This window comes from Labrys wisconsinensis (genome assembly GCF_030814995.1).
Lineage (GTDB): Bacteria > Pseudomonadota > Alphaproteobacteria > Rhizobiales > Labraceae > Labrys > Labrys wisconsinensis.
Window position 1 is genome coordinate 1 of the sequence record NZ_JAUSVX010000036.1, and the last position, 19237, is coordinate 19237.

At 69.2% G+C, this 19237-nt stretch carries 12 protein-coding genes, 1 pseudogene and 1 CRISPR repeat array; of the genes and pseudogenes, 7 read left to right on the plus strand and 6 right to left on the minus strand.

Features of this window, described 5'->3' with window-relative positions; translation table 11 throughout:
- Positions 1–270: 270 nt before the first annotated feature.
- From QO011_RS41985 to QO011_RS41995, 3 genes are read right to left on the minus strand one after another with little or no spacing between them, the layout of a single operon-like run.
- On the minus strand, positions 271–3357 hold the full coding sequence (locus tag QO011_RS41985) for an efflux RND transporter permease subunit (protein WP_307286604.1): 3087 nt from the start codon (positions 3355–3357) through the stop codon (positions 271–273).
- The gene (locus QO011_RS41990) at positions 3354–4433 is read right to left on the minus strand and encodes an efflux RND transporter periplasmic adaptor subunit (protein WP_307286607.1); all 1080 of its coding nucleotides are present in this window, start codon (positions 4431–4433) and stop codon (positions 3354–3356) included. Before QO011_RS41990 ends, QO011_RS41985 begins: the two co-directional genes overlap by 4 nt.
- Positions 4430–5536, minus strand: coding sequence for an efflux RND transporter periplasmic adaptor subunit (locus tag QO011_RS41995; RefSeq protein ID WP_307286610.1), 1107 nt, complete (start codon positions 5534–5536; stop codon positions 4430–4432). The genes QO011_RS41990 and QO011_RS41995 overlap by 4 nt, the downstream gene beginning before the upstream one ends.
- Before the next feature lie 108 nt (positions 5537–5644).
- Between QO011_RS41995 and QO011_RS42000 the strand changes: the two genes are divergently transcribed.
- The 3 genes and pseudogenes from QO011_RS42000 (at position 5645) to QO011_RS42010 (ending at position 8749) form a co-directional block, all read left to right on the plus strand.
- Positions 5645–6301 carry a TetR/AcrR family transcriptional regulator gene (locus QO011_RS42000; protein WP_307286613.1) on the plus strand — a complete coding sequence of 219 codons (657 nt, stop codon included), beginning with the start codon at positions 5645–5647 and terminating at the stop codon, positions 6299–6301.
- Between the two features lie 164 nt (positions 6302–6465).
- A pseudogene (locus tag QO011_RS42610) lies at positions 6466–6930 on the plus strand (CRISPR-associated endonuclease Cas3''); the annotation flags it as partial.
- Between the two features lie 445 nt (positions 6931–7375).
- Positions 7376–7798: a CRISPR direct-repeat array (repeat unit 31 nt; unit sequence GTCGCTCCCTCGCGGGAGCGCGGATCGAAAC).
- A 150-nt stretch (positions 7799–7948) separates the two neighbouring features.
- A complete protein-coding gene (locus tag QO011_RS42010) occupies positions 7949–8749 on the plus strand; it encodes a DeoR/GlpR family DNA-binding transcription regulator (protein ID WP_307286620.1) in 801 nt (266 codons plus the stop codon).
- Between the two features lie 251 nt (positions 8750–9000).
- Here QO011_RS42010 and QO011_RS42015 read toward each other — a convergent pair whose 3' ends face one another.
- The 3 genes from QO011_RS42015 to deoC form a co-directional block, all read right to left on the minus strand.
- Positions 9001–9477, minus strand: coding sequence for an RbsD/FucU family protein (locus QO011_RS42015; protein ID WP_307286623.1), 477 nt, complete (start codon positions 9475–9477; stop codon positions 9001–9003).
- Between the two features lie 119 nt (positions 9478–9596).
- Positions 9597–11975, minus strand: a complete 2379-nt coding sequence (locus QO011_RS42020; protein ID WP_307286625.1) for an aldehyde dehydrogenase family protein — start codon at positions 11973–11975, stop codon at positions 9597–9599.
- Between the two features lie 245 nt (positions 11976–12220).
- A complete protein-coding gene (gene deoC, locus QO011_RS42025) occupies positions 12221–13207 on the minus strand; it encodes a deoxyribose-phosphate aldolase (protein WP_307286628.1) in 987 nt (328 codons plus the stop codon).
- A 227-nt stretch (positions 13208–13434) separates the two neighbouring features.
- On the opposite strand from deoC, the gene QO011_RS42030 reads away from it, so the two are divergent.
- Genes QO011_RS42030 through QO011_RS42045 form a run of 4 tightly spaced genes read left to right on the plus strand, consistent with a single transcriptional unit; the run spans position 13435 to position 18781 of the window.
- Complete coding sequence (locus QO011_RS42030; protein WP_370882084.1) at positions 13435–15024, plus strand: peptide ABC transporter substrate-binding protein; 1590 nt, start codon at positions 13435–13437, stop codon at positions 15022–15024.
- 38 nt (positions 15025–15062) lie between these two features.
- The gene (gene oppB / locus QO011_RS42035) at positions 15063–15986 is read left to right on the plus strand and encodes an oligopeptide ABC transporter permease OppB (protein ID WP_307286634.1); all 924 of its coding nucleotides are present in this window, start codon (positions 15063–15065) and stop codon (positions 15984–15986) included.
- The gene (locus QO011_RS42040) at positions 15979–17106 is read left to right on the plus strand and encodes an ABC transporter permease subunit (protein WP_307286636.1); all 1128 of its coding nucleotides are present in this window, start codon (positions 15979–15981) and stop codon (positions 17104–17106) included. The genes oppB and QO011_RS42040 overlap by 8 nt, the downstream gene beginning before the upstream one ends.
- Position 17107: 1 nt before the next feature.
- Positions 17108–18781 carry an ABC transporter ATP-binding protein gene (locus tag QO011_RS42045; protein WP_370882085.1) on the plus strand — a complete coding sequence of 558 codons (1674 nt, stop codon included), beginning with the start codon at positions 17108–17110 and terminating at the stop codon, positions 18779–18781.
- Positions 18782–19237 lie beyond the last annotated feature (456 nt).

Consider the following 19237-nt stretch of genomic DNA (forward strand, 5'->3'; position numbering starts at 1 on the left):
CGGGCGCTCCTGTCGCTGTCGTGGAAAACCGCTCAGGATCTCAGATCCGCAACCGCCACGCCCCATAGAATCTTGTTCCGCCCATCCACGCGAACGCAACATCAGTTTGCGTTCGCCAAGACTGCGGCTGGAGCCTTCCTCGGAACTGACAGCGATCGCGTGGATGGGCGGATCAAGTCCGCCCATGACGTCGCGCTTGAGGATGCGGTGGCGCGTATCCTGCTGCCTTGGCGCCGGGAACCGATCTTGCCATCCCGGTGCGCCTCGTTCTCACGCCGCCTGCGCGTTCGCCACGGCCTCCGGCGCCGGCCCTCCCTCGCTCGGCTCCTTGATCCGGAACCAGGCGACGTAGAGCGCGGGGAGGAACAGCAGCGTCAGCACCGTGCCGACGATGATGCCGCCCATCATGGCATAGGCCATCGGGCCCCAGAACACCTCGCGGGCGATCGGGATCAGGGCGAGGCTGGCCGCCGCGGCAGTCAGCAGGATCGGCCGCATGCGGTGCTCCGTCGCCTCGAACACCGCCTCCCAGGGCGGGCGTCCCTCCCGGCGCAGCGTGTCGATCTGCACGATCAGGATCACCGAGTTGCGGATCAGGATGCCGATCAGCGCCAGCACGCCGAGGATGGCGACGAAGCCGAGCGGGGCGCGGCTCGGCAGGAGCGCCGCCACCACGCCGATCAGCCCGAGCGGGGCGACCGCCACCACCAGGAACAGGCGCTGGAAGCTCTGCAGCTGGATCATCAGGATGGTCGCCATGGCGAACAGCATCAGGGGTGCCACGGCGGCGATCGGCCCCTGGCCCTTGGCGCTCTCCTCCACCGCGCCGCCGGTGGCGACGCCGTAGCCGGCGGGCAGGGCGGCGATGAAGCTACGGATCTCGGGCTCGAGCTGCGCCACCACGGTGGCGGGCTGGATGTCGCCAAGCACCGCCGCCTTCAGCGTCATGGTCGGCAGGCGGGAGCGCCGCCACACCGCCGGCTGCTCCAGCTCGTAGTGGAAGGTGGCGATCGCGGCGAGCGGCACCGACTTGCCGTTCTTGCCGGAGATCTGCAGGTTCTGCAGCGTGTCGATCGAGGAGCGCTCGTTCGGCACGGCCCGGCCGACCACGTCGATGAGATAGATGCTGTCGCGGATCTGCGTCAGCGTGGTGCCGCCGACGATGCCGTTGAGCGTGTTGGCGATGTCCTCGGAGGTGACGCCGAGCTGGGCCGCCTTGTCCTGCAGCACGTCGACCTTCACGACGCGGCCGGGCTCGTTCCAGTCGTAGACGAGGCTGCCGATGTTCGGGTTCTTGCCGATGATGGCGGCGAGCGCCTGTCCCCTGGCCCGCACCTCCTGGATGTCCGGCCCGCTCAGCCGGTACTGCACGGGCCGGCCGACCGGCGGGCCGATGTCGAGCAGATGCACGAAGGCGTCGGTGCCGACGAAGTCGTGCGCGGCGACGGCCTCGAGCTTGGCGCGGACGCGCTCGCGCGCCTGGAGGTCCTTGGTGACGATGACGATCTGGCCGAAGTTCGGCGAGGCCGGCTGCACGTCGAAGGACAGCATGAAGCGCACCGCGCCCTGGCCGACATAGGAGGACCAGCGCACGATGTCGGGGTCGCCGGCGAGCGCGGTCTTCTCGAAGCGGTCCATCTCGTCGCGGGTCTGGGTGATCGAGGCGTTCTGGCGCACCGTCCAGTCGACGATCACCTCGGGCCGGTCGGAGCTCGGGAAGAACTGCTGCTGGACATGGCCGAGGCCGACCAGCGAGGCGGCGAACAGGGCGAGGGTGACGGCGATGGTCGCCCATTTCCAGCGCATGCAGGCGCGCAGCAGGCGCTCGAAGCCGGCGCGGAACCAGCCCTTGCGTTCCTCGTGCTTGTGCATGCTGCGCGGCAGCAGCATGACGCCGAGCAGCGGCGCGAACAGGACCGCCACCACCCAGGAGACCAGCAGCGACACGGCGATCACCACGAACAGGGTGAAGGTGAACTCGCCGGCGGCGCTGCCGTTGAGGCCGACCGGGATGAAGCCCGACACCGTCACCAGCGTGCCGGTCAGCATGGGGAAGGCGGTGGAGGTGTAGACATAGGTCGCCGCCTTCTCCAGGCTGTCGCCGACCTCCAGCCGCGCCACCATCATCTCCACCGCGATCATGGCGTCGTCGACCAGCAGGCCGAGCGCGATGATCAGGGCGCCGAGCGAGATGCGCTGCAGCGAGATGCCGAAATATTCCATCGCCACGAAGGTGATGGCGAGCACCAGCGGGATCGACAGCGAGACCACGAAGCCGGCGCGGAAGCCGAGGCTGACGAAGCTGACGATCAGCACGATGGCGACGGCCTCGAACAGGGCGCGGGTGAAGCCGCCGACCGCCTCCTCCACGACAGCGGGCTGGTCGGAGACCAGGTGGATGCCGACGCCGATCGGCAGCTCCGCCTCGATGGTGCGCATCTCAGCGTCGAGCGCCTTGCCGAACTCGAGCAGGTTGGCGTTCGGCTTCATGCCGATGGCGAGGCCGATGGCCGGCTGGCCGGCGTAACGGAACAGGGCGTTGGGCGGGTCGACATAGCCTCGGCGGATGGTGGCCACGTCGGCGAGGCGGAAGAAGCGGTCGTTCACCCTGAGGTTGATGGCGCGCAGGCTGTCCTCGGAGGCGAACTCGCCGCTGACGCGGATGCTGATGCGCTCGCCGGCGCCCTCGATCACGCCGGAGGGGGTGATGGCGTTCTGGGCCCGGATGGTGTCGACGACCTGCTGCTGGCTCAGGCCGAGGGCGGCGAGCTGGCGGGTGGAGAATTCCAGATAGACCACCTCGTCCTGGGTGCCGACCAGGTCGACCTTGCCGACATTGGGGACGGTGAGGATTTTGGCCCGCGCCGCCTCGACATAGTCGCGCAGCTGGCGCTGGCTGAGCCCGTCGGCGGTGAAGGCGAAGACATTGCCGAAGACGTCGCCGAAATCGTCGTTGAAGGCCGGGCCGACCACGCCGCTCGGCAGGTCCGACTTGATGTCACCGATCATGTTGCGCACGCGCACCCAGGCGCCGGGCACGTCGCGAGCTTTGGTCGTGTCCTTCAGGTTGACGAAGAGCGTGGTCACGCCCGGGCGCGTCAGGCTGCGGACATAGTCGAGCTGCTCCAGCTCCTCCAGCTTCTTCTCGATGCGGTCCGTCACCTGGTTGACGGTGTCGTCCAGCGAGGCGCCGGGCCATTGGGCCTGGATCACCATGGTCTTGATGGTGAAGTTCGGATCCTCCTCGCGGCCGAGGTTGAGATAGGAGAAGGCGCCGAGCACGGAGAAGACGATCATGAAGTACCAGACGAGCGAGCGGTGCTTCAGCGCCCAGTCCGACAGGTTGAAACCCTTCACAGCATGTCTCCCTGGCCGAAGCGGACCGCCTGCCCGTCGGTGAGGCTATGGACGCCGGCGGTGACGACGCGGGCGCCGGCATCGAGCCCGCCGGCGATCTCGACCGTGCCGTCGGCGCGGCGCCCGATGCGCACCGGGACGCGCCGGACGCTCTTCCTGGCTTCGTCGACCACCCAGACGAAGGTGCTCCCGTCGCGCTCGAGGATCGCCGTCGCCGGCAGGCGGATGCTGGAGGCCAGCACCACCTTGGGCGTCGCGGTCACGGTCGTGCCGAGCCGGAAGGCCGCCGGCGGGTCGTCGAGGGCGATGCGCACGCGCCGGGTGCGGGTGGTGGCGTCGGCCTGCGGCGCGATCTCGCGCACGCGTCCGGCGGTCTCCACGCTCGGGTCGATCTGCAGCGTCACCTTGAACGCGGCGCCGGGAGGGAGCGCGGCGATCTCGTCGTCGCCGAGGTCGACCACGGCTTCGCGGACATCGGGGCGGGCGACCGAGACCACGGTCTGGCCGGCCGCGACCGTCTGGCCGACCTCGGCATCGACGGCCGTCACCACCCCGTCGCTGTCGGCATCGAGCCTGTTGTAGCCGTGCTGCTCGCGCGCCTTGGCGAGGTTGGCCTCGGCCTGCGTCACCGCGGCGGCGGCGGCCTGCTGGGCCTGCTGCGCGCTGTCGAAATCGGCCTGGGAGGCGATCTTCTGCGCCAGCAGCGTGGTCTGGCGCTGCAGCGTGGCGTCGGTATTGGCGAGCTGGGCGCGGGCATTCGAGAGAGAGGCCTCGAGCGAGCGCACGGTGAAGTCGGAGATCTGCGGATCGAGCGCCGCCAGCTGCTGGCCGGCCTTGACGAGGTCGCCGACATTGACGTCCCGGGCGATGATCCGCCCGAGCACGCGGAAGCCGAGATCGGTGTGGTAGCGCGGCTCGATCACGCCGGCATAGCCGCGCTCCCGGCCGCTCTGCGGATCGACAACCACGGACAGGACCGGACGCGGCGGCGCCGGCGGCGTGGCGCTGTCCTCGTTGCAGCCGGCGAGCAGGAGCGCCAGGGTGGCTGCGGCCGGAAAGGCGAGCACCGGTCTCATTGGGTTTCTCCCGCCGCGCCGGCGGCGACCTCGGACACGGCCTGGCCCGGCCGCAGCAGCTGCGCGCCGGCTGCGACCACGATCTCGCCCGGCTTCAGGCCGTCGCGGACCAGGATGCGTCCCGTGGTGTAGGCGTCGATCGCCACCGGCTTCTGCGACACCGTCCTGGATGCGGGATCGACGACCCAGACCGCGGCCTGGTCGCCGAGCCGCGACAGGGCCGTCCAGGGCAGGTCGATGACGTCGCGCGGCGCAAGATGGGCGAACCCGGCCACCGCCGCGCCGAGCGTCATCTGCCGCGGCGGATTCCTGATGGCGATCTTGACCCGCACCGTGCCGTTCGCCTGGTCGAGGGACGGAGACACTTCCCGGACGGTTCCCGTGGCCTTGACCGAGGGATCGGACACCAGGGCGAGGTCGATGTCCCGGCTCGGCGGCGGCTGCGCGAGCACCGATTCGTAGACGTCGAACACCGCATCGCGATCGCCGTCCTGCGCCAGGGTGAACGCGGTCTGCGCCGGGGTGACGACCTGGCCGACCTCGATCGAGCGGGCGGTGATCACCCCCGGCGCCGGCGCCTCGAGCCGGGTGAAGGAGAGCTGGTCCTGCGCCGTGGCGAGGTTGGCCTTGGCGCTCTCCACGTTGCCCTGCGCCGTGACGAAGGTCTCCTGGGCGCTGTCGAAGGCGCGCTGGGTGGTGAAGCCCTTCTCCAGGAGCGACTTCTGGCGGCTGTAGGCGGCATCGGCCTGGCGCAGCGTCGCCTCGGCGGCCTGGAGCCCGGCCGTGGCCGAGTCGAGGTCCGCCTGCTGCTCCGGCGTGTCGATGGTGGCCAGCACCTGGCCGGCCAGGACATGGTCGCCGATGTCGACCGCGCGGGTGACGATGCGCCCGCCGGTCCGGAAGGCGAGATCGCTCTGATAGCGCGCCTGCACCTCGCCGGTCAGCGAGACCGAGGGGGCGAAGGCGGTCGTGGCGGCGACCTCGGTGAGCACGGCGAGCCGCTCCCTCTCGGGCGGCTTGGCCTCGTCGCCGCAGCCCGCGACGGCGGCCGCGATCAGCAGCGCGCCGGCCCTCGCGAGTCCGCTGGGGTGGAAAAGACGCATCGGAGTCACCAGATTGGACTGATGGGTTCAGTTTCATTTTCACCCTTGCCGAACGCCGCTCGACGAGTCAAGAGTGAACTGAACGGATCAGTTCATTTTGGAAGCGCAATGGATACCGCCTCTCCCGCGGTGCACGGCGCCGCGCCGTCCCAGCCGGCCGCCCGCAAGACCCGCAAGCTTGACCAGGTCATGGCGGCAGCGGAACGCTGCTTCCTCGGCCAGGCCTATGATTCCGTCACCATGGACGCCGTCGCCCGCGAGGCCGGCGTGTCGAAGGCGACGCTCTATGCCTATTTCCCCAGCAAGGAGACGCTGTTCTTCGCCCTGGTCGGGGACAAGTGCCGGCAGATGGAGGAGGATGTCTGGCAGGCCGCCTGCGCGCCCGAGCCGGTCGCCGACGTGCTGAAGGCGATCGCCGGCAACATCCTGAAGATCTTCGACAGCGGCGTGGGCATGGCGCTGTTCCGCATCCTGGTCGCCGAGACGCAGCGCTTTCCCGAGCTCGGCCGCAGCTTCTACGAGGCCGGGCCGAAGCGGCTGGCCGAGCGCATCGCCGCCTATCTCGCCGAGGCGCACGAACGAGGCGAGCTCGACATCGACGACCCCGAGCTGGCCGCCCGCCAGTTCCTCTGCCTGGCCCATGCCGATTTCCATCTCGACGGGCTGCTCCTGGCCGAGCCGCCGACGTCCGAGGAGCGCCAGCGCATGATCGAAAGCGGCATCGCCCTGTTCCTGGCCGGCTATGGCCGCAGGGCGCAGGCCTGAGGCGCGGCGCACCTCCTGCCGGGCATGACGAAAGGCCCATGATCACAAGCGGTTTCGCGCTTGTGCATAAGAGATCGATTCGAAGTCGTCGCCCTGTGGCAACAGTGCTTTCTCTATACACTTCGAAGACTTCGTCGTAGCACGCTCTCGGTGCCGAGGGGTTGATGTTCGCTCACTCCCTGCCGTCAAGGCCGCTCTCGGAATGGGAGCCGCTGCATGACCACTTGCTCGCTGTGGCCAATAGAGCCGCGGAATTTGCCGAGGTCTTCGGCTGGGCAGAACTCGGCCGGGCTGGCGGCTGGCTGCACGATATCGGCAAATGCTCGACCGAGTTTCAATCCCACATCTCTGTGAGCGCGGGCGATCACGGTGGACGGGGACCTGACCATTCATCCGCCGGCGCGCGCGAAGCGTTGCGACTGTTCGGCAAAGGCTTCGGCACTCTTCTCGCCTTCGTCATCGCCGGCCACCACGCCGGTCTGGCCGACGGCGATGCGCTCGAGGCGAGGCTCTCCAAGGAACCGCCCGCCTATGACGGATGGGAGGCTCACGCCGGCGCGCTGCCCGCGGCCGGTGCGCTGGCGCCAACGCGAAGGCCACTCCCGGGCAGCGAACGCGGCTTCGGCCTCGCCTTCCTCGCGCGCATGGTCTTTTCCTGTCTCGTCGACGCGGACAGGCTGGAGACGGCGGCGTTCTACGAGCGGGCGGAGGGACGAACGGTCGAGCGTGGCGGCGGCACGCCCCTGTCCGCGTTGCGCGATCGGTTGCGTGCCCACATGGCCGTCAAGCGGGAGGAGGCGCGTGCCCGGGCGTCGTCGGAAACGGAGCGGAGACTGAATGCCCTTCGCGCCGACATCCTCGACCACGCGCTGGCGCTCGCGCCTGCGGCGCCCGGCCTGTTCACGATGACGGTGCCGACCGGCGGCGGCAAGACCCTGGCATCCCTGTCGTTCGCGCTCGATCACGCCGTGCGTCATCGCCTGCGCCGGGTGGTGTATGTCATCCCGTTCGCGGGAGCGCGGATCGAAACCGGAATATGGCACGGCGCTGGACACGGCGGCAGAGCCGATCGCCGTCGCTCCCTCGCGGGAGCGCGGATCGAAACATGGGACCAAGCATGCTCTGGCCAATTTCCCTGGTCGCTCCCTCGCGGGAGCGCGGATCGAAACCAATGAGCGTTGACCTTGTACAAGGGTCGGCTCTGGTCGCTCCCTCGCGGGAGCGCGGATCGAAACCACCGCATGGAGCTCAGCATGCAGAAGCTGCAGGGGTCGCTCCCTCGCGGGAGCGCGGATCGAAACCTCCTCCGCCGGGTGAAGCCCTATGCCCACTATGGTCGCTCCCTCGCGGGAGCGCGGATCGAAACGCCAACGGGAGCAAGGAGGGCGGCGCCGAGGGCCTGTCGCTCCCTCGCGGGAGCGCGGATCGAAACTCGCCAGGCACCACCGGCCCGAACCGCGACGGCGGTCGCTCCCTCGCGGGAGCGCGGATCGAAACGTCGGACAAGCGACGTGGCGACAGATCCAAGCCCGCTTTGACGAAACCCGAAAAAATGGCTGGTGTCGCCGTCGAGCCGACTCGCTGATACCATTCGACCCGGTTTCGGATCAGGCGCTCAGGCAAGGCCCGATCGTTCGAGGATGCCGCATGCTCGCCGCCAACGATCGCCAGGACGACATCGTCACGCTCGCCCGCGCCGTCGGGCGCGTCAGCGTCGATGACCTCGCCGCCCGCTTCGAGGTCTCGCCGCAGACCATCCGCAAGGACCTCAACGACCTCTGCGAGAAGCGCATCCTCACCCGCGTCCATGGTGGGGCGATCATCGCCTCCTCGATCGAGAACGTCTCCTACGAGGCGCGCAAGCTGATCGGCGCGGAGGAGAAGCGCCGGATCGGCCGGGCCGCCGCGGCGCTGATCCCCAACAAGTCCTCGCTGTTCATCAATATCGGCACCACCACCGAGGAGGTGGCGGCCGGCCTGCACGCCCACGAGGGCCTGCTGGTCATCACCAACAATCTCAACGTCGCCACCGGACTCTACCGCAACCCGAAGATCGACGTGATCGTCGTCGGCGGGCCGGTGCGCTCGGACGGGGCGGTGATCGGCTCGGTGGCGGTCGACCTGATCCACAAGTTCAAGGTCGACACCGCCGTGATCGGCGCCTCGGCCATCGACGAGGACGGCACGCTGCTCGACTTCGACTACGAGGAGGTCAAGGTGGCGCAGGCGATCATCCAGAACGCCCGCCGGGTGATCCTGGTGGCCGACCGCCTGAAGTTCGAGCGCGCCGCGCCGATCCGCATCGCCAACCTTTCCGAGGTCGACGCCTTCGTCACCGACCGCCTGCCCAGCGAGGAGATGCGGGCGCTCTGCCAGGCGCACGGGGTGTCGGTGGTGGAGACGGCGGTGGAGGGGGTGGGGGCGAGGCGTCCGCTGGAAGACGGGTAGGGGCGTCGGCCGACGGCGCCGATGGCGACGGACGGGCGCCTCTCCTCCCGCCGGACCCTCGACGTCATGGCCGGGCTTGACCCGGCCATCCACGCGAACGCCGCCGGCGTCCGAGTAGGCACCGGGGCGCTTCTTCTTATCCACGTCGCGTTCGCGTGGATGGGCGGATCAAGTCCGCCCATGACGGTCGCGGGTGGTGTGTCCGGCGCGCTTTCTGCCGCAACCCGTCACAGCGTCCTTTACCTAAGACGTCACCCCTTCTTGGGCTTGAGCACGTTCTGCTTGGGCGGGATCACGCCCTTCTTGAAGATGAAGCAGCCGTAGAAGCGGGTCTCGCCGGTCGCGATGACGCAATAGGCCTGCTTGGCCCGCTCGTAGAAGGCCATGCGCTCGATCGAGCCCATCGGCCAGGACTTGGCCTCCGCCCGGTCGATCTCGGCCTGGACCTCGGCCTGCACCGCCGGGATTTCGCCGGGGTTGCCGACGATCTCCATGCGCATGGCGGCGTCGTCGACGAAGGTGTCGAGCGGCATCACCGACAGCACGGCGCGCGCGGCCCGGGCGGCGCTGACGCCGTCGATGCGCAAGAGGTCGCCGAGCACGGTCTGGCGGGAGACGCTCTCGGCGGGAAAATTGGTGTCGACGATCACCAGCTCGTCGCCATGGCCCATGGCCCTGAGGGCATAGAGCACGTCGGCGTTGAGCAGCGGGTCGAGTCTCTTGAGCATCGTGGGGTCTCCCTGATGGCTGGGCTGTTCTGACGGGCAGGCGAGGACGGCGGCCGCGGCGGCGAAGTCGGGATCGCCGGCGGCGCCGCGACAAGGCCACGAACATGGTGAAACTTTTGTTACTCCCCGTAGGGGATCCAGATGTTCTTCACCTGCACGGCGTGGCGCAGCAGGATCGAGCCCTCGGCCTGCGCGGGATCGCTCCAGTCGGTGGCGAGGCCGTGGTCGACCAGGGTGCGCTTGAGATTGCCGACGGAGAGGCGCTCCGCCGCGGCCGAGGCCTCCTTCGAGCCGAACACCCAGAGCGCGTCGACGTCGTCGTGCTGGGCCAGCACCTTGGCCAGGGCCTCGCGCTCGCCGGTGACGATGTTGACCACGCCGGCCGGCACGTCCGAGGTCTCCAGCACCTGGTAGAAGTCGGTGGCGGCGAGGGGATGGCGCTCGCTCGGCACCGCCACCACGCGGTTGCCCATGGCGATCAGCGGGGCCACCAGGCTGACGAAGGCGAGCAGCGGCGCCTCGTCCGGGCAGACCACGCCGACGACGCCGATGGGCTCGTGCATGGCCAGCGCCACGCCGCGCAACGGCGGGGTGTGCACCGCGCCCTCGTATTTGTCGGCCCAGGCACCGTAGGTGAACAGGCGGTCGATCGCCGCCTCGACCTCGGCCGTCGCCTTGGCCGGGGTGGCGCCGGTCATGGCGGCGATGCGGCCGGCGAGCTCGGCGGCGCGGGCCGAGAGGTTCTCGCCGAGATAATAGAGGATCTGTGCCCGGTTATGGGCGCTCGCCCGCGACCACGCCTCGGCGGCGCGCGCGGCGGCGACGGCGTTGCGGACGTCTTTCCGGTTGCCCTCGCCGACCTCGCCGACCAGCCGGCCCTTGGGCGAGAGCACCGGCCGGGAATAATTGCCGTCCGGCCGGGCCTGCTTGCCGCCGACGAACAGCTTGGCCGTGCGGTCGATCGCCGGCGAGCCGAAGTCGGCGGCGGCGGCGAGCTGCGGCAGCGGCGACGGCGCCGGGCGCGGCCTGCGCGCCGCCCAGGCCTTCGGCTTGAGATATTCGTAGGCGCCCTCGCGCCCGCCCTCGCGGCCGAAGCCGCTCTCGCGGTAACCGCCGAAGCCGACGCCGGCATCGAACAGGTTGGTGGCGTTGACCCAGACCACGCCGGCCTGCAGCTTCGGCGCGATGTCGAGGGCGAGGCCGATGGTCTCGCTCCAGACGCTGGCGGCGAGGCCGTAGCGCGTGTTGTTGGCCAGCGCCACCGCTTCGTCCGGGGTGCGGAAGGTCATCGACACCAGCACCGGCCCGAAGATCTCCTCGGTCGCCACGGTCGAGGCGCTGTGCACGCCGGAGAGCAGGGTGGGCGGATAGAACGAGCCGCCCTTCGGCAGCGGAATGTCGGGCTGATATTTCTGCGCACCCTCCTTCACCCCGGTCTCGACCAGCCGGCGGATGCGCTCGAGCTGCACCGGCGCGACGATGGCGCCCATGTCGATCGCCTTGTCGAGGGGATGGCCGACGCGCAGCGAGGCCATGCGGCGCTTCAGCCGGGCATGGAAGGCGTCGGCGATGCCCTCCTGCACCAGGAGGCGCGAGCCGGCGCAGCAGACCTGGCCCTGGTTGAACCAGATGGCGTCGACCACGCCCTCGACCGCGCCGTCGAGATCGGCATCGTCGAAGACGATGAAGGGCGACTTGCCGCCGAGCTCGAGAGTGAGCGACTTGCCGGTGCCCGCGGTCTTCTCGCGGATCAGGCGGCCGACCTCGGTGGAGCCGGTGAAGGCGATCTTGTCGACGCCCGCGTGCTCGACCAGCGCCGCGCCGGTCGCCCCGTCGCCGGTGACGACGTTGAGCACGCCCGGCGGCAGGCCGGCCTGGGCTGCGAGCTCGGCGAAGAGCAGGGCGGTGAGCGGGGTGAACTCGGCCGGCTTCAGCACCACCGTGTTGCCGAGGGCCAGGGCCGGCGCCACCTTCCAGGCCAGCATCAGCAGCGGGAAGTTCCAGGGGATGATCTGGCCGACGACGCCGACCGGCACATGATCGGGGAACTCGCGCTCCTGCAGCTGGGCCCAGCCGGCATGATGGTAGAAATGGCGGGCGGCCAGCGGCACGTCGAGGTCGCGCGTCTCGCGGATCGGCTTGCCGTTGTCGAGCGCCTCGATCACCGCGAACAGGCGGGCATGGCGCTGCACCATGCGGGCGAGGGCGTAGAGATGGCGGGCCCGGCCGGGGCCGCCGAGCCCGGCCCAGCGCCCCTGCGCCTTGCGCGCCGCGGCCACGGCGGCATCGATGTCGGCCGCCGAGCCCTGGGCGATGCTCGCCAGCACCTTGCCGGTGGCCGGCTCGACCGTGTCGAAGCGGCCCGCCGCCTCGGTGAAGCGCCCGGCGATGAAGTTGCCGAAGCCGTCCGCATGGCTCTTCAGCCAGGCGCGTGCCTCGGTGTCGGCTTCGGGGGCGGGGCCGTAGTCCATGGTGTCGAAATAGTGGGCGACGCTCATCGTGAGGCTCTGTTCGGTTTCAGGCTCGACGGCTGACGATCCCTTCCCCCTTGTGGGGAAGGGTTAGGGATGGGGGTCGTAGGCGTAGGGTGCGCCATGTCCTGACCGACCCCCACCCTTTATCCCTCCCCACAAGGGGGAGGGAAGACGCAAGCGTCGAGCAACATCCGGCACTGTCGTGTCTCGCCCGTCCGTCAATGCTTTTGGCGGGCATGATGCTTCATGAGGTCAGGCGCCTCACTCCCTCACCCCAGCGCGTGGCGATTGAAGGCGGAGTAGCGGCCGGTGACGTGGTGCTCGAGCTGGCGTTCGATGTCGGCAAGCAGGCTGGAGGCGCCGACGCGGAAGAGATCCGGCTCCAGCCATTCGCGGCCGAGCTCCTCCTTCATCAGGAACTGGTAGGTCAGCACGTCCTTGGCCGCCGAGATGCCGCCGGCCGGTTTATAGCCGACCTTGAAGCCGGTGCGCTCCTGGTAGGCGCGGATCATGCGCAGCATCACCAGCGTCACCAGGGGCGTGGCGTTGACGCTCTCCTTGCCGGTCGAGGTCTTGATGAAGTCGGCGCCGGCCATCATGCAGACCATCGAGGCCTTGGCCACGTTGCGCATGGTCTTGATGTCGCCGGTGGCCAGGATCGCCTTGACATGGGCCTTGCCGCAGGCAGCCCGGAAATCCTGCATCTCGCGGTAGAGCGCCCGCCAATTGCCGGTGAGCACGTGCTCGCGGGTGATGACGATGTCGATCTCGCCGGCCCCCTCCTTCACCGAGGCCTCGATCTCGCGCAGCTTGACGTCGTGCGGGACCAGGCCGGCGGGAAAGCCGGTGGAGACGGCCGCGACCGGGATGCGTGTGTCGCGCAGCGCCTCGACAGCCGTCGCGACGAAGCGGTGATAGACGCAGATCGCGCCGGTGTGGATCACGCGCTCGCCGAAGCCCAGCGCCTCCAGGAGGTCGCGGCGCACCGGCGCTTTCGCCTTGGCGCAGAGCCGCCGCACCCGCTCGGTGGTGTCGTCGCCGTTGAGGGTGGTGAGGTCGATGCAGGTCACGGCCTTGAGCAGCCACGCGGCCTGCGCGTCCTTCTTCACCGTGCGCCGGCCGGGCAGCGTGGCGACGCGGCGCTCGGCGGCGGAGAGGTTGACGCGGATCTCGTCGACCCAGTCCAGCTCCAGGGCATGGCCCTCGTTGCGCGGGATGGCGGCGTGAGCGGCGTTGAGGGCGTGCACGTTCGACATGGGCGGCGCCGGGTTGACTTGGCCGGGGAGCTAGAGGCGCGAACCTCGTGGGAGTCAAGGCCCGGCGCCCGCCGTCGCGATACGCGCCGGCGGGCGTCGGCACGGCCGGCTTGCCCGATTTCGCGCCAGGCCGGCCGAAATTGGGGGCTTGCCGCGGCCGGAAGGACGGCCTTTACTGCCGGCATCGACCAATGCCCGGCGCAGGCCGGCTCGCAGGGGGGATGGCAATGACGGTCGGCTTCAGGGCACGCCTCTTGGCTCTTCTGGTCGTGGCGGGCATCGGCGGGGCGGCTCCCGCCCTGGCCGAGACGGTCCTCCACAAGGGCAACGGCGGCGAGCCGCAGACGCTCGATCCCGCCCACACCTCGATCAATGTCGAGGAGTTCATTCTCAAGGACCTGTTCGAAGGCCTGACCATCTACGACGCCGGCGGCAAGATCATCCCCGGCGCGGCCGAGAGCTGGACCGTGTCGCCGGACGGCACGGTCTACACCTTCAAGATCCGCGCCGGCGCGGCGTGGTCGAACGGCGACCCCGTGACCGCGGACGACTTCGTCTATTCCTTCCGCCGGGTCGAGGACCCGAAGGAGGCGGCGGGCTACGCCAACATCCTGTTCCCGCTCAAGAACGCCGAGGCGATCAACGGCGGCAAGGCGCCGGTCGACACGCTCGGCGCCAAGGCCGTCGACGCCAAGACGCTGGAATTGACCCTGGAGCGGCCGACACCCTACCTGAGCCAGCTCCTGGCGCACCAGACGGCGCTGCCGGTCAACAAGGCCTCGATCGACAAGTTCAAGGCCGACTTCATCAAGCCGGGCAACATGGTCTCGAACGGGGCCTATATGCTCGCCGAGAACGTCGCCAACGACCACATCACCATGGTCAAGAACCCGCACCATTGGGATGCGGCCAATGTGAAGATCGACAGGATCGTCTCCTATCCCACCGAGGACCAGGCGGCGACGCAGCGCCGCTTCCTCGCAAGCGAGCTCGATCTCGCCTACAATTTCCAGGCCGACCAGACCGCCTTCCTGAAGGAGAAGCTCGGCGACCAGGTGCACATCACCCCGGCCACCGCGACCTATTACTACGTCTTCGACGGCCGCAAGCCGCCCTTCGACGACGTGCGCGTGCGCCAGGCTTTCTCCATGGCGATCGACCGCGATTTCCTCGCCGACAAGATCTATGCCGGCGCCCAGCTGCCGACCTACAGCTTCGTGCCCGACGGCATCGCCGGCTACACCCCGGCCAAGCTCGACTTCGCCGACATGTCGCAGCTCGACCGCGAGGACAAGGCCAAGGCGCTCTTGAAGGAAGCGGGCTATGGCGAGGGCGGCAAGCCGCTGAAGGTCGAGATCCGCTACAACACCAACGAGAACCACAAGAAGGTGGCGACCGCCGTCGCCGACATGTGGAAGGGGCTCGGCGCCGACGTCACCATCCTCAACGCCGACGTGAAGACCCACTACGCCTATCTCCAGGAAGGCGGGTCCTTCGACGTCGCCCGCGCCGGCTGGGTCGCCGACTATGCCGACCCCGAGAACTTCCTCACTCTGGCGATCTCCTCCAACAAGACCTTCAACTACGGCCACTACAGCAACCCCGACTACGACGCGCTGGTGGCCAAGTCCTACCTGGAGCGTGACCCGGCGGCCCGCATGAAGATCCTGCACGATGCCGAGGTGATGCTGCTGCGCGACCAGTCGCTGACGCCGATGATGAACAACGCCGACCTCTGGCTGGTGTCGAGCAAGGTCAAGGGCTGGCAGGACAACGCCGCCAACCAGCATCTGACGCGCTTCCTGTCGAAGGAATGAGGGCCCCGCTTCCCGGCGTGGCACCCTGAGTCCGGCCGATGCTGCGCTTCGTGCTCCGGCGTCTCCTCAGCGCGGTGCCGACCTTGTTCGTCGTCGTCACCCTGTCCTTCTTCCTGATGCGCTTCGCCCCCGGCGGGCCGTTCAACATGGAGCGGCCGCTGCCGCCGCAGATCATGGCGAACATGATCCGGGTCTACCATCTCGACGACCCGCTCTGGCGCCAATACCTCACCTATCTCGGCAATGTGCTGCACGGCGATTTCGGGCCGAGCTACATCTACCGCGACTTCACCATCCTGCAGCTGATGGGCCAGAGCCTGCCCTATTCGCTGACGCTGGGCGCGCTGGCGCTGCTGATCGCCGTGGTCGGCGGCGTCGGGCTCGGCACGGTGGCGGCGCTGCGCCAGAACTCGGCCGTCGACGTTGCTGTCATGAGCATCGCCAATATCGGCATCACCGTGCCCAACTTCGTCGTCGGCCCGGTGCTGGCCCTGATCTTCGCCGTGCTGCTCGGCTGGCTGCCAGCCGGGGGCTGGGGCGACGGCTCGCCGCGCTTCCTGGTGATGCCGATGATCGCCCTGGCGCTGCCGGAGCTCGCCGTGTTCGCCCGGCTGATGCGCGGCGCCATGCTGGAGGCGCTGCGCGCCGACCATATCCGCACGGCGCGGGCCTACGGCCTGCCGGCGCGCGTCACGGTGGTCGGCCATGCCATGCGGGCGGCGCTGCTGCCCGTCGTCACCTATCTCGCGCCCTCGGCGGCGCAGCTCCTGACGGGATCGGTGGTGATCGAGACCATCTTCGGCATCCCCGGGGTCGGGCGCTATTTCGTGCTCGGGGCGCTCAACCGCGACTACACGCTGGTCATGGCGACGGTGGTGCTGATCTCGGTGTTCATCGTCGTGTTCAACCTGATCGTCGACCTCCTCTACGCCCTGCTCGACCCCAGGGTGCGCTATGACTGACGCGCCCCTGGTCCTGCAGCCGTCCGCCACGCGCAGCCGCAGCCTGCTGCAGCTCGCGGCGCTGCGGCTGCGCCGCAACCTCGCCGCCATGGTCAGCCTCGTCGTGTTCGCTGCGGTCGTGCTCATCTGCGTGCTCGGGCCGCTGGTGACGCCGCATCGCTACGACCAGATCTTCCAGTCCTATGTCATGGTGCCGCCGAGCCTTGCGCCCTATCCGAAGGAGGCGACGCTCAAGACGGTGATGGCGCAGGCCGTGGAGCGGGCGCGGGTGCGGCTCGACGCCTTCGCGGTCTCGGGCTCGCGCTTCACCGCGGCGCTCGCCGCCGACAAGCCGGTCGATCCGCGCGTCACCCGCTATGTCGACCGGGCCAACGAGTTCGAGGGCACCAGCGTCGTCGGCAGCCGCGACGAGGGCCGCACGCTGCTGATCGAGGGCGGCATCAACGGCCAGTATTTCCCGATGGGCACCGACCAGAACGGCCGCGATCTCTTCGCCCGCATCATGGTCGGCGGCCAGGTGTCGCTGCTGGTCGGCCTGCTCGCCAGCCTGGTCAGCCTCGTCATCGGCGTTGCCTATGGCGCGGTCTCCGGCTTTGCCGGCGGGCGCGTCGACAACGTGATGATGCGCCTGGTCGAGATCCTCTATTCCCTGCCGTTCACCTTCCTGGTGATCCTCCTGGTGGTGTTCTTCGGCCGCAACTTCGTGCTGATCTTCGTGGCGATCGGCGCCATCGAATGGCTCGACATGGCCCGCATCGTCCGCGGCCAGACCCTGTCGCTGAAGCGGCGCGAGTTCGTCGCCGCTGCCCATGCCATGGGGCTCTCCGACGGGGCGGTGATCGCCCGCCACATCATCCCCAACACCATCGGGCCGGTGGTGGTGTTCCTCACCGTGCGCATCCCGCGCATCATGCTCCTGGAAAGCTTCCTGTCCTTCCTCGGCCTCGGCGTGCAGGAGCCCTTGACCAGCTGGGGCGCGCTGATCGCCGAAGGCGCCAATGCCATGCAGGCGGCGCCTTGGCTGCTGATCTACCCTTCCATCTTCTTCGTCGCCACGCTGTTCAGCCTCAACTTCATCGGCGACGGCCTGCGCGACGCGCTCGACCCGAGAGATCGCTGAAATGGGGATCGCTGAGATGGCGGGCGGCGATCCGGTCCTGGCGATCCGAGGCCTCGATGTGCGGTTCTCGACGCCGGACGGCGAGGTGCGGGCGGTGAAGGGCGTCGACATCGGCGTGGCGCGCGGCGAGACGGTGGCGATCGTCGGGGAGTCCGGCTCGGGCAAGAGCCAGACCATGATGGCCGTCATGGGCCTGCTCGCCGGCAACGGCCGCGCCGCCGGCTCGGCGCGCTATGCCGGCCGCGAGCTGATCGGCCTGCCCGCGGCCGAGCTCAACCGGGTGCGCGGCGTCAAGATCTCGATGATCTTCCAGGAGCCGATGACCTCGCTCGACCCGCTCTATGCCATCGGCCGCCAGGTGGCCGAGCCGATCGTCCACCACCAGGGCATCGGCCACCGCCAGGCGCGCGGCCGGGCGATCGAGCTGCTGAAGCTGGTCGGCATTCCCCATCCCGAGCGGCGGGTGGACGCCTATCCCCACGAATTGTCCGGCGGCCAGCGCCAGCGGGTGATGATCGCCATGGCGCTCGCCAACCAGCCGGACGTGCTGATCGCCGACGAGCCGACCACCGCGCTCGACGTCACCATCCAGGCGCAGATCCTGGCGCTGCTGGCTGAGCTGCGCCGGCGCCTCGGCATGGCCATCGTCTTCATCAGCCACGACCTCAACATCGTCCGCCGCTTTGCCGACCGGCTCTATGTCATGCGCGGCGGCGAGGTGGTGGAGGAGGGGACGACGGCCGCGGTCTTCGCCGCGCCGCGCCACGACTATACGCGCATGCTGCTCGCCGCCGAGCCGTCGGGCACCAAGGCGCCGCCGGCGGCGGATGCGCCGGTGCTGCTGGAGGGGAACCAGGTGCGGGTGACCTACCGCCTGCCCGGCAGCCTGTTCGGCGGGCGTCCGACGATCGAGCTCAAGGCGGTGGACGGGGTGTCGCTGCGCCTGCGCCAGGGCCAGACCATCGGCGTCGTCGGCGAATCCGGCTCCGGCAAGTCGACCCTCGGCCGCGCCCTGCTCAGGCTGATCGCCAGCGAGGGCCGCATCCGCTTCGAGGGCCGCGACATCACGGGCGCGGACCGGGCGGCGATGCGACCGCTGCGGCGGGCGCTGCAGCTGGTGTTCCAGGACCCCTACGGCTCGCTGTCGCCGCGCATGACGGTCGGGACGATCGTCACCGAGGGGCTGAGGGTGCACGAGCCCGACCTGCCGGCGGCCGAGCGCGAGCGGCGCGCCGTGCAGGCGCTGCGCGAGGTCGGCCTCGATCCGCAGGCGCGCAATCGCTACCCCCACGAATTCTCCGGCGGCCAGCGCCAGCGCATCGCCATCGCCCGGGCGATGATCCTCAAGCCCAAGGTGGTGGTGCTGGACGAGCCGACCTCGGCGCTCGACCGCTCGGTGCAGAAGCAGATCGTCGAGCTCCTGCGCGCGCTGCAGGCGGCGCACGGCCTGTCCTATCTCTTCATCAGCCACGACCTCGCCGTGGTGCGGGCGCTCGCCGACCATGTCGTGGTCATGCGCGAGGGCCGCATCGTCGAGGAAGGGCCGACGGCGGAGATCTTCGACGCGCCCTGCGATCCCTATACCAGGGCGCTGATGGCGGCGGCGCTGGGATCGGAGCCGACGGGGGAGGGCAGGGCCCCCGACGGCCCGTCCGAACCCGGCCGGACGGCCTAGAGGCGGCGGGGAGCGGGCGGGCCCGTCTGGGGAAAACTCGCCAAGATATTGAAATAACGGTCTTTTTCGAAAATCGACGCGAGAATCTCGCGGATCCTGCAAAATTTTCGCGAAGCGCTGTTGACACTCGAAGCAGGCCTCCTCTATATCAGCGTCATCGACGGCGTCGACGCCAACTTCTGGCGGCGGACGACGTCGCTCCGGCTCTTCCCTCCTCTGTGCCTTAGGCCCACCCGGCCTTACTGGTCGGGCGGAGAGGTCGTCGCCGGGTGGATTTGGGGATGGTTATGCTGTCCCACGCTGTTTGACAATTGCATCGGAAGAAAGAGAAACGCAGGCGACGAGGTCCTTGCGGGCCGCCCGAGAGGGCGGCCGGATGGAACTTCGACGTACTGACGTTTTGAGAGCGTTATGGCATCTGCGTGAGCAGATGCGGAATGCGCTCCGTCAATTCGT

Bases quoted from the DNA above. Each gene is read 5' to 3' on its own strand.
- QO011_RS41990 (WP_307286607.1), bottom strand. From the start codon at position 4,433: ATGAGACCGGTGCTCGCCTTTCCGGCCGCAGCCACCCTGGCGCTCCTG.
- QO011_RS42015 (WP_307286623.1), bottom strand. From the start codon at position 9,477: ATGCTCAAGAGACTCGACCCGCTGCTCAACGCCGACGTGCTCTATGCC.
- QO011_RS42030 (WP_370882084.1), top strand. From the start codon at position 13,435: ATGACGGTCGGCTTCAGGGCACGCCTCTTGGCTCTTCTGGTCGTGGCG.
- deoC (WP_307286628.1), bottom strand. From the start codon at position 13,207: ATGTCGAACGTGCACGCCCTCAACGCCGCTCACGCCGCCATCCCGCGC.
- QO011_RS42045 (WP_370882085.1), top strand. From the start codon at position 17,108: ATGGGGATCGCTGAGATGGCGGGCGGCGATCCGGTCCTGGCGATCCGA.
- QO011_RS42020 (WP_307286625.1), bottom strand. From the start codon at position 11,975: ATGAGCGTCGCCCACTATTTCGACACCATGGACTACGGCCCCGCCCCC.
- oppB (WP_307286634.1), top strand. From the start codon at position 15,063: ATGCTGCGCTTCGTGCTCCGGCGTCTCCTCAGCGCGGTGCCGACCTTG.
- QO011_RS42000 (WP_307286613.1), top strand. From the start codon at position 5,645: ATGGATACCGCCTCTCCCGCGGTGCACGGCGCCGCGCCGTCCCAGCCG.
- QO011_RS42010 (WP_307286620.1), top strand. From the start codon at position 7,949: ATGCTCGCCGCCAACGATCGCCAGGACGACATCGTCACGCTCGCCCGC.
- QO011_RS42040 (WP_307286636.1), top strand. From the start codon at position 15,979: ATGACTGACGCGCCCCTGGTCCTGCAGCCGTCCGCCACGCGCAGCCGC.
- QO011_RS41995 (WP_307286610.1), bottom strand. From the start codon at position 5,536: ATGCGTCTTTTCCACCCCAGCGGACTCGCGAGGGCCGGCGCGCTGCTG.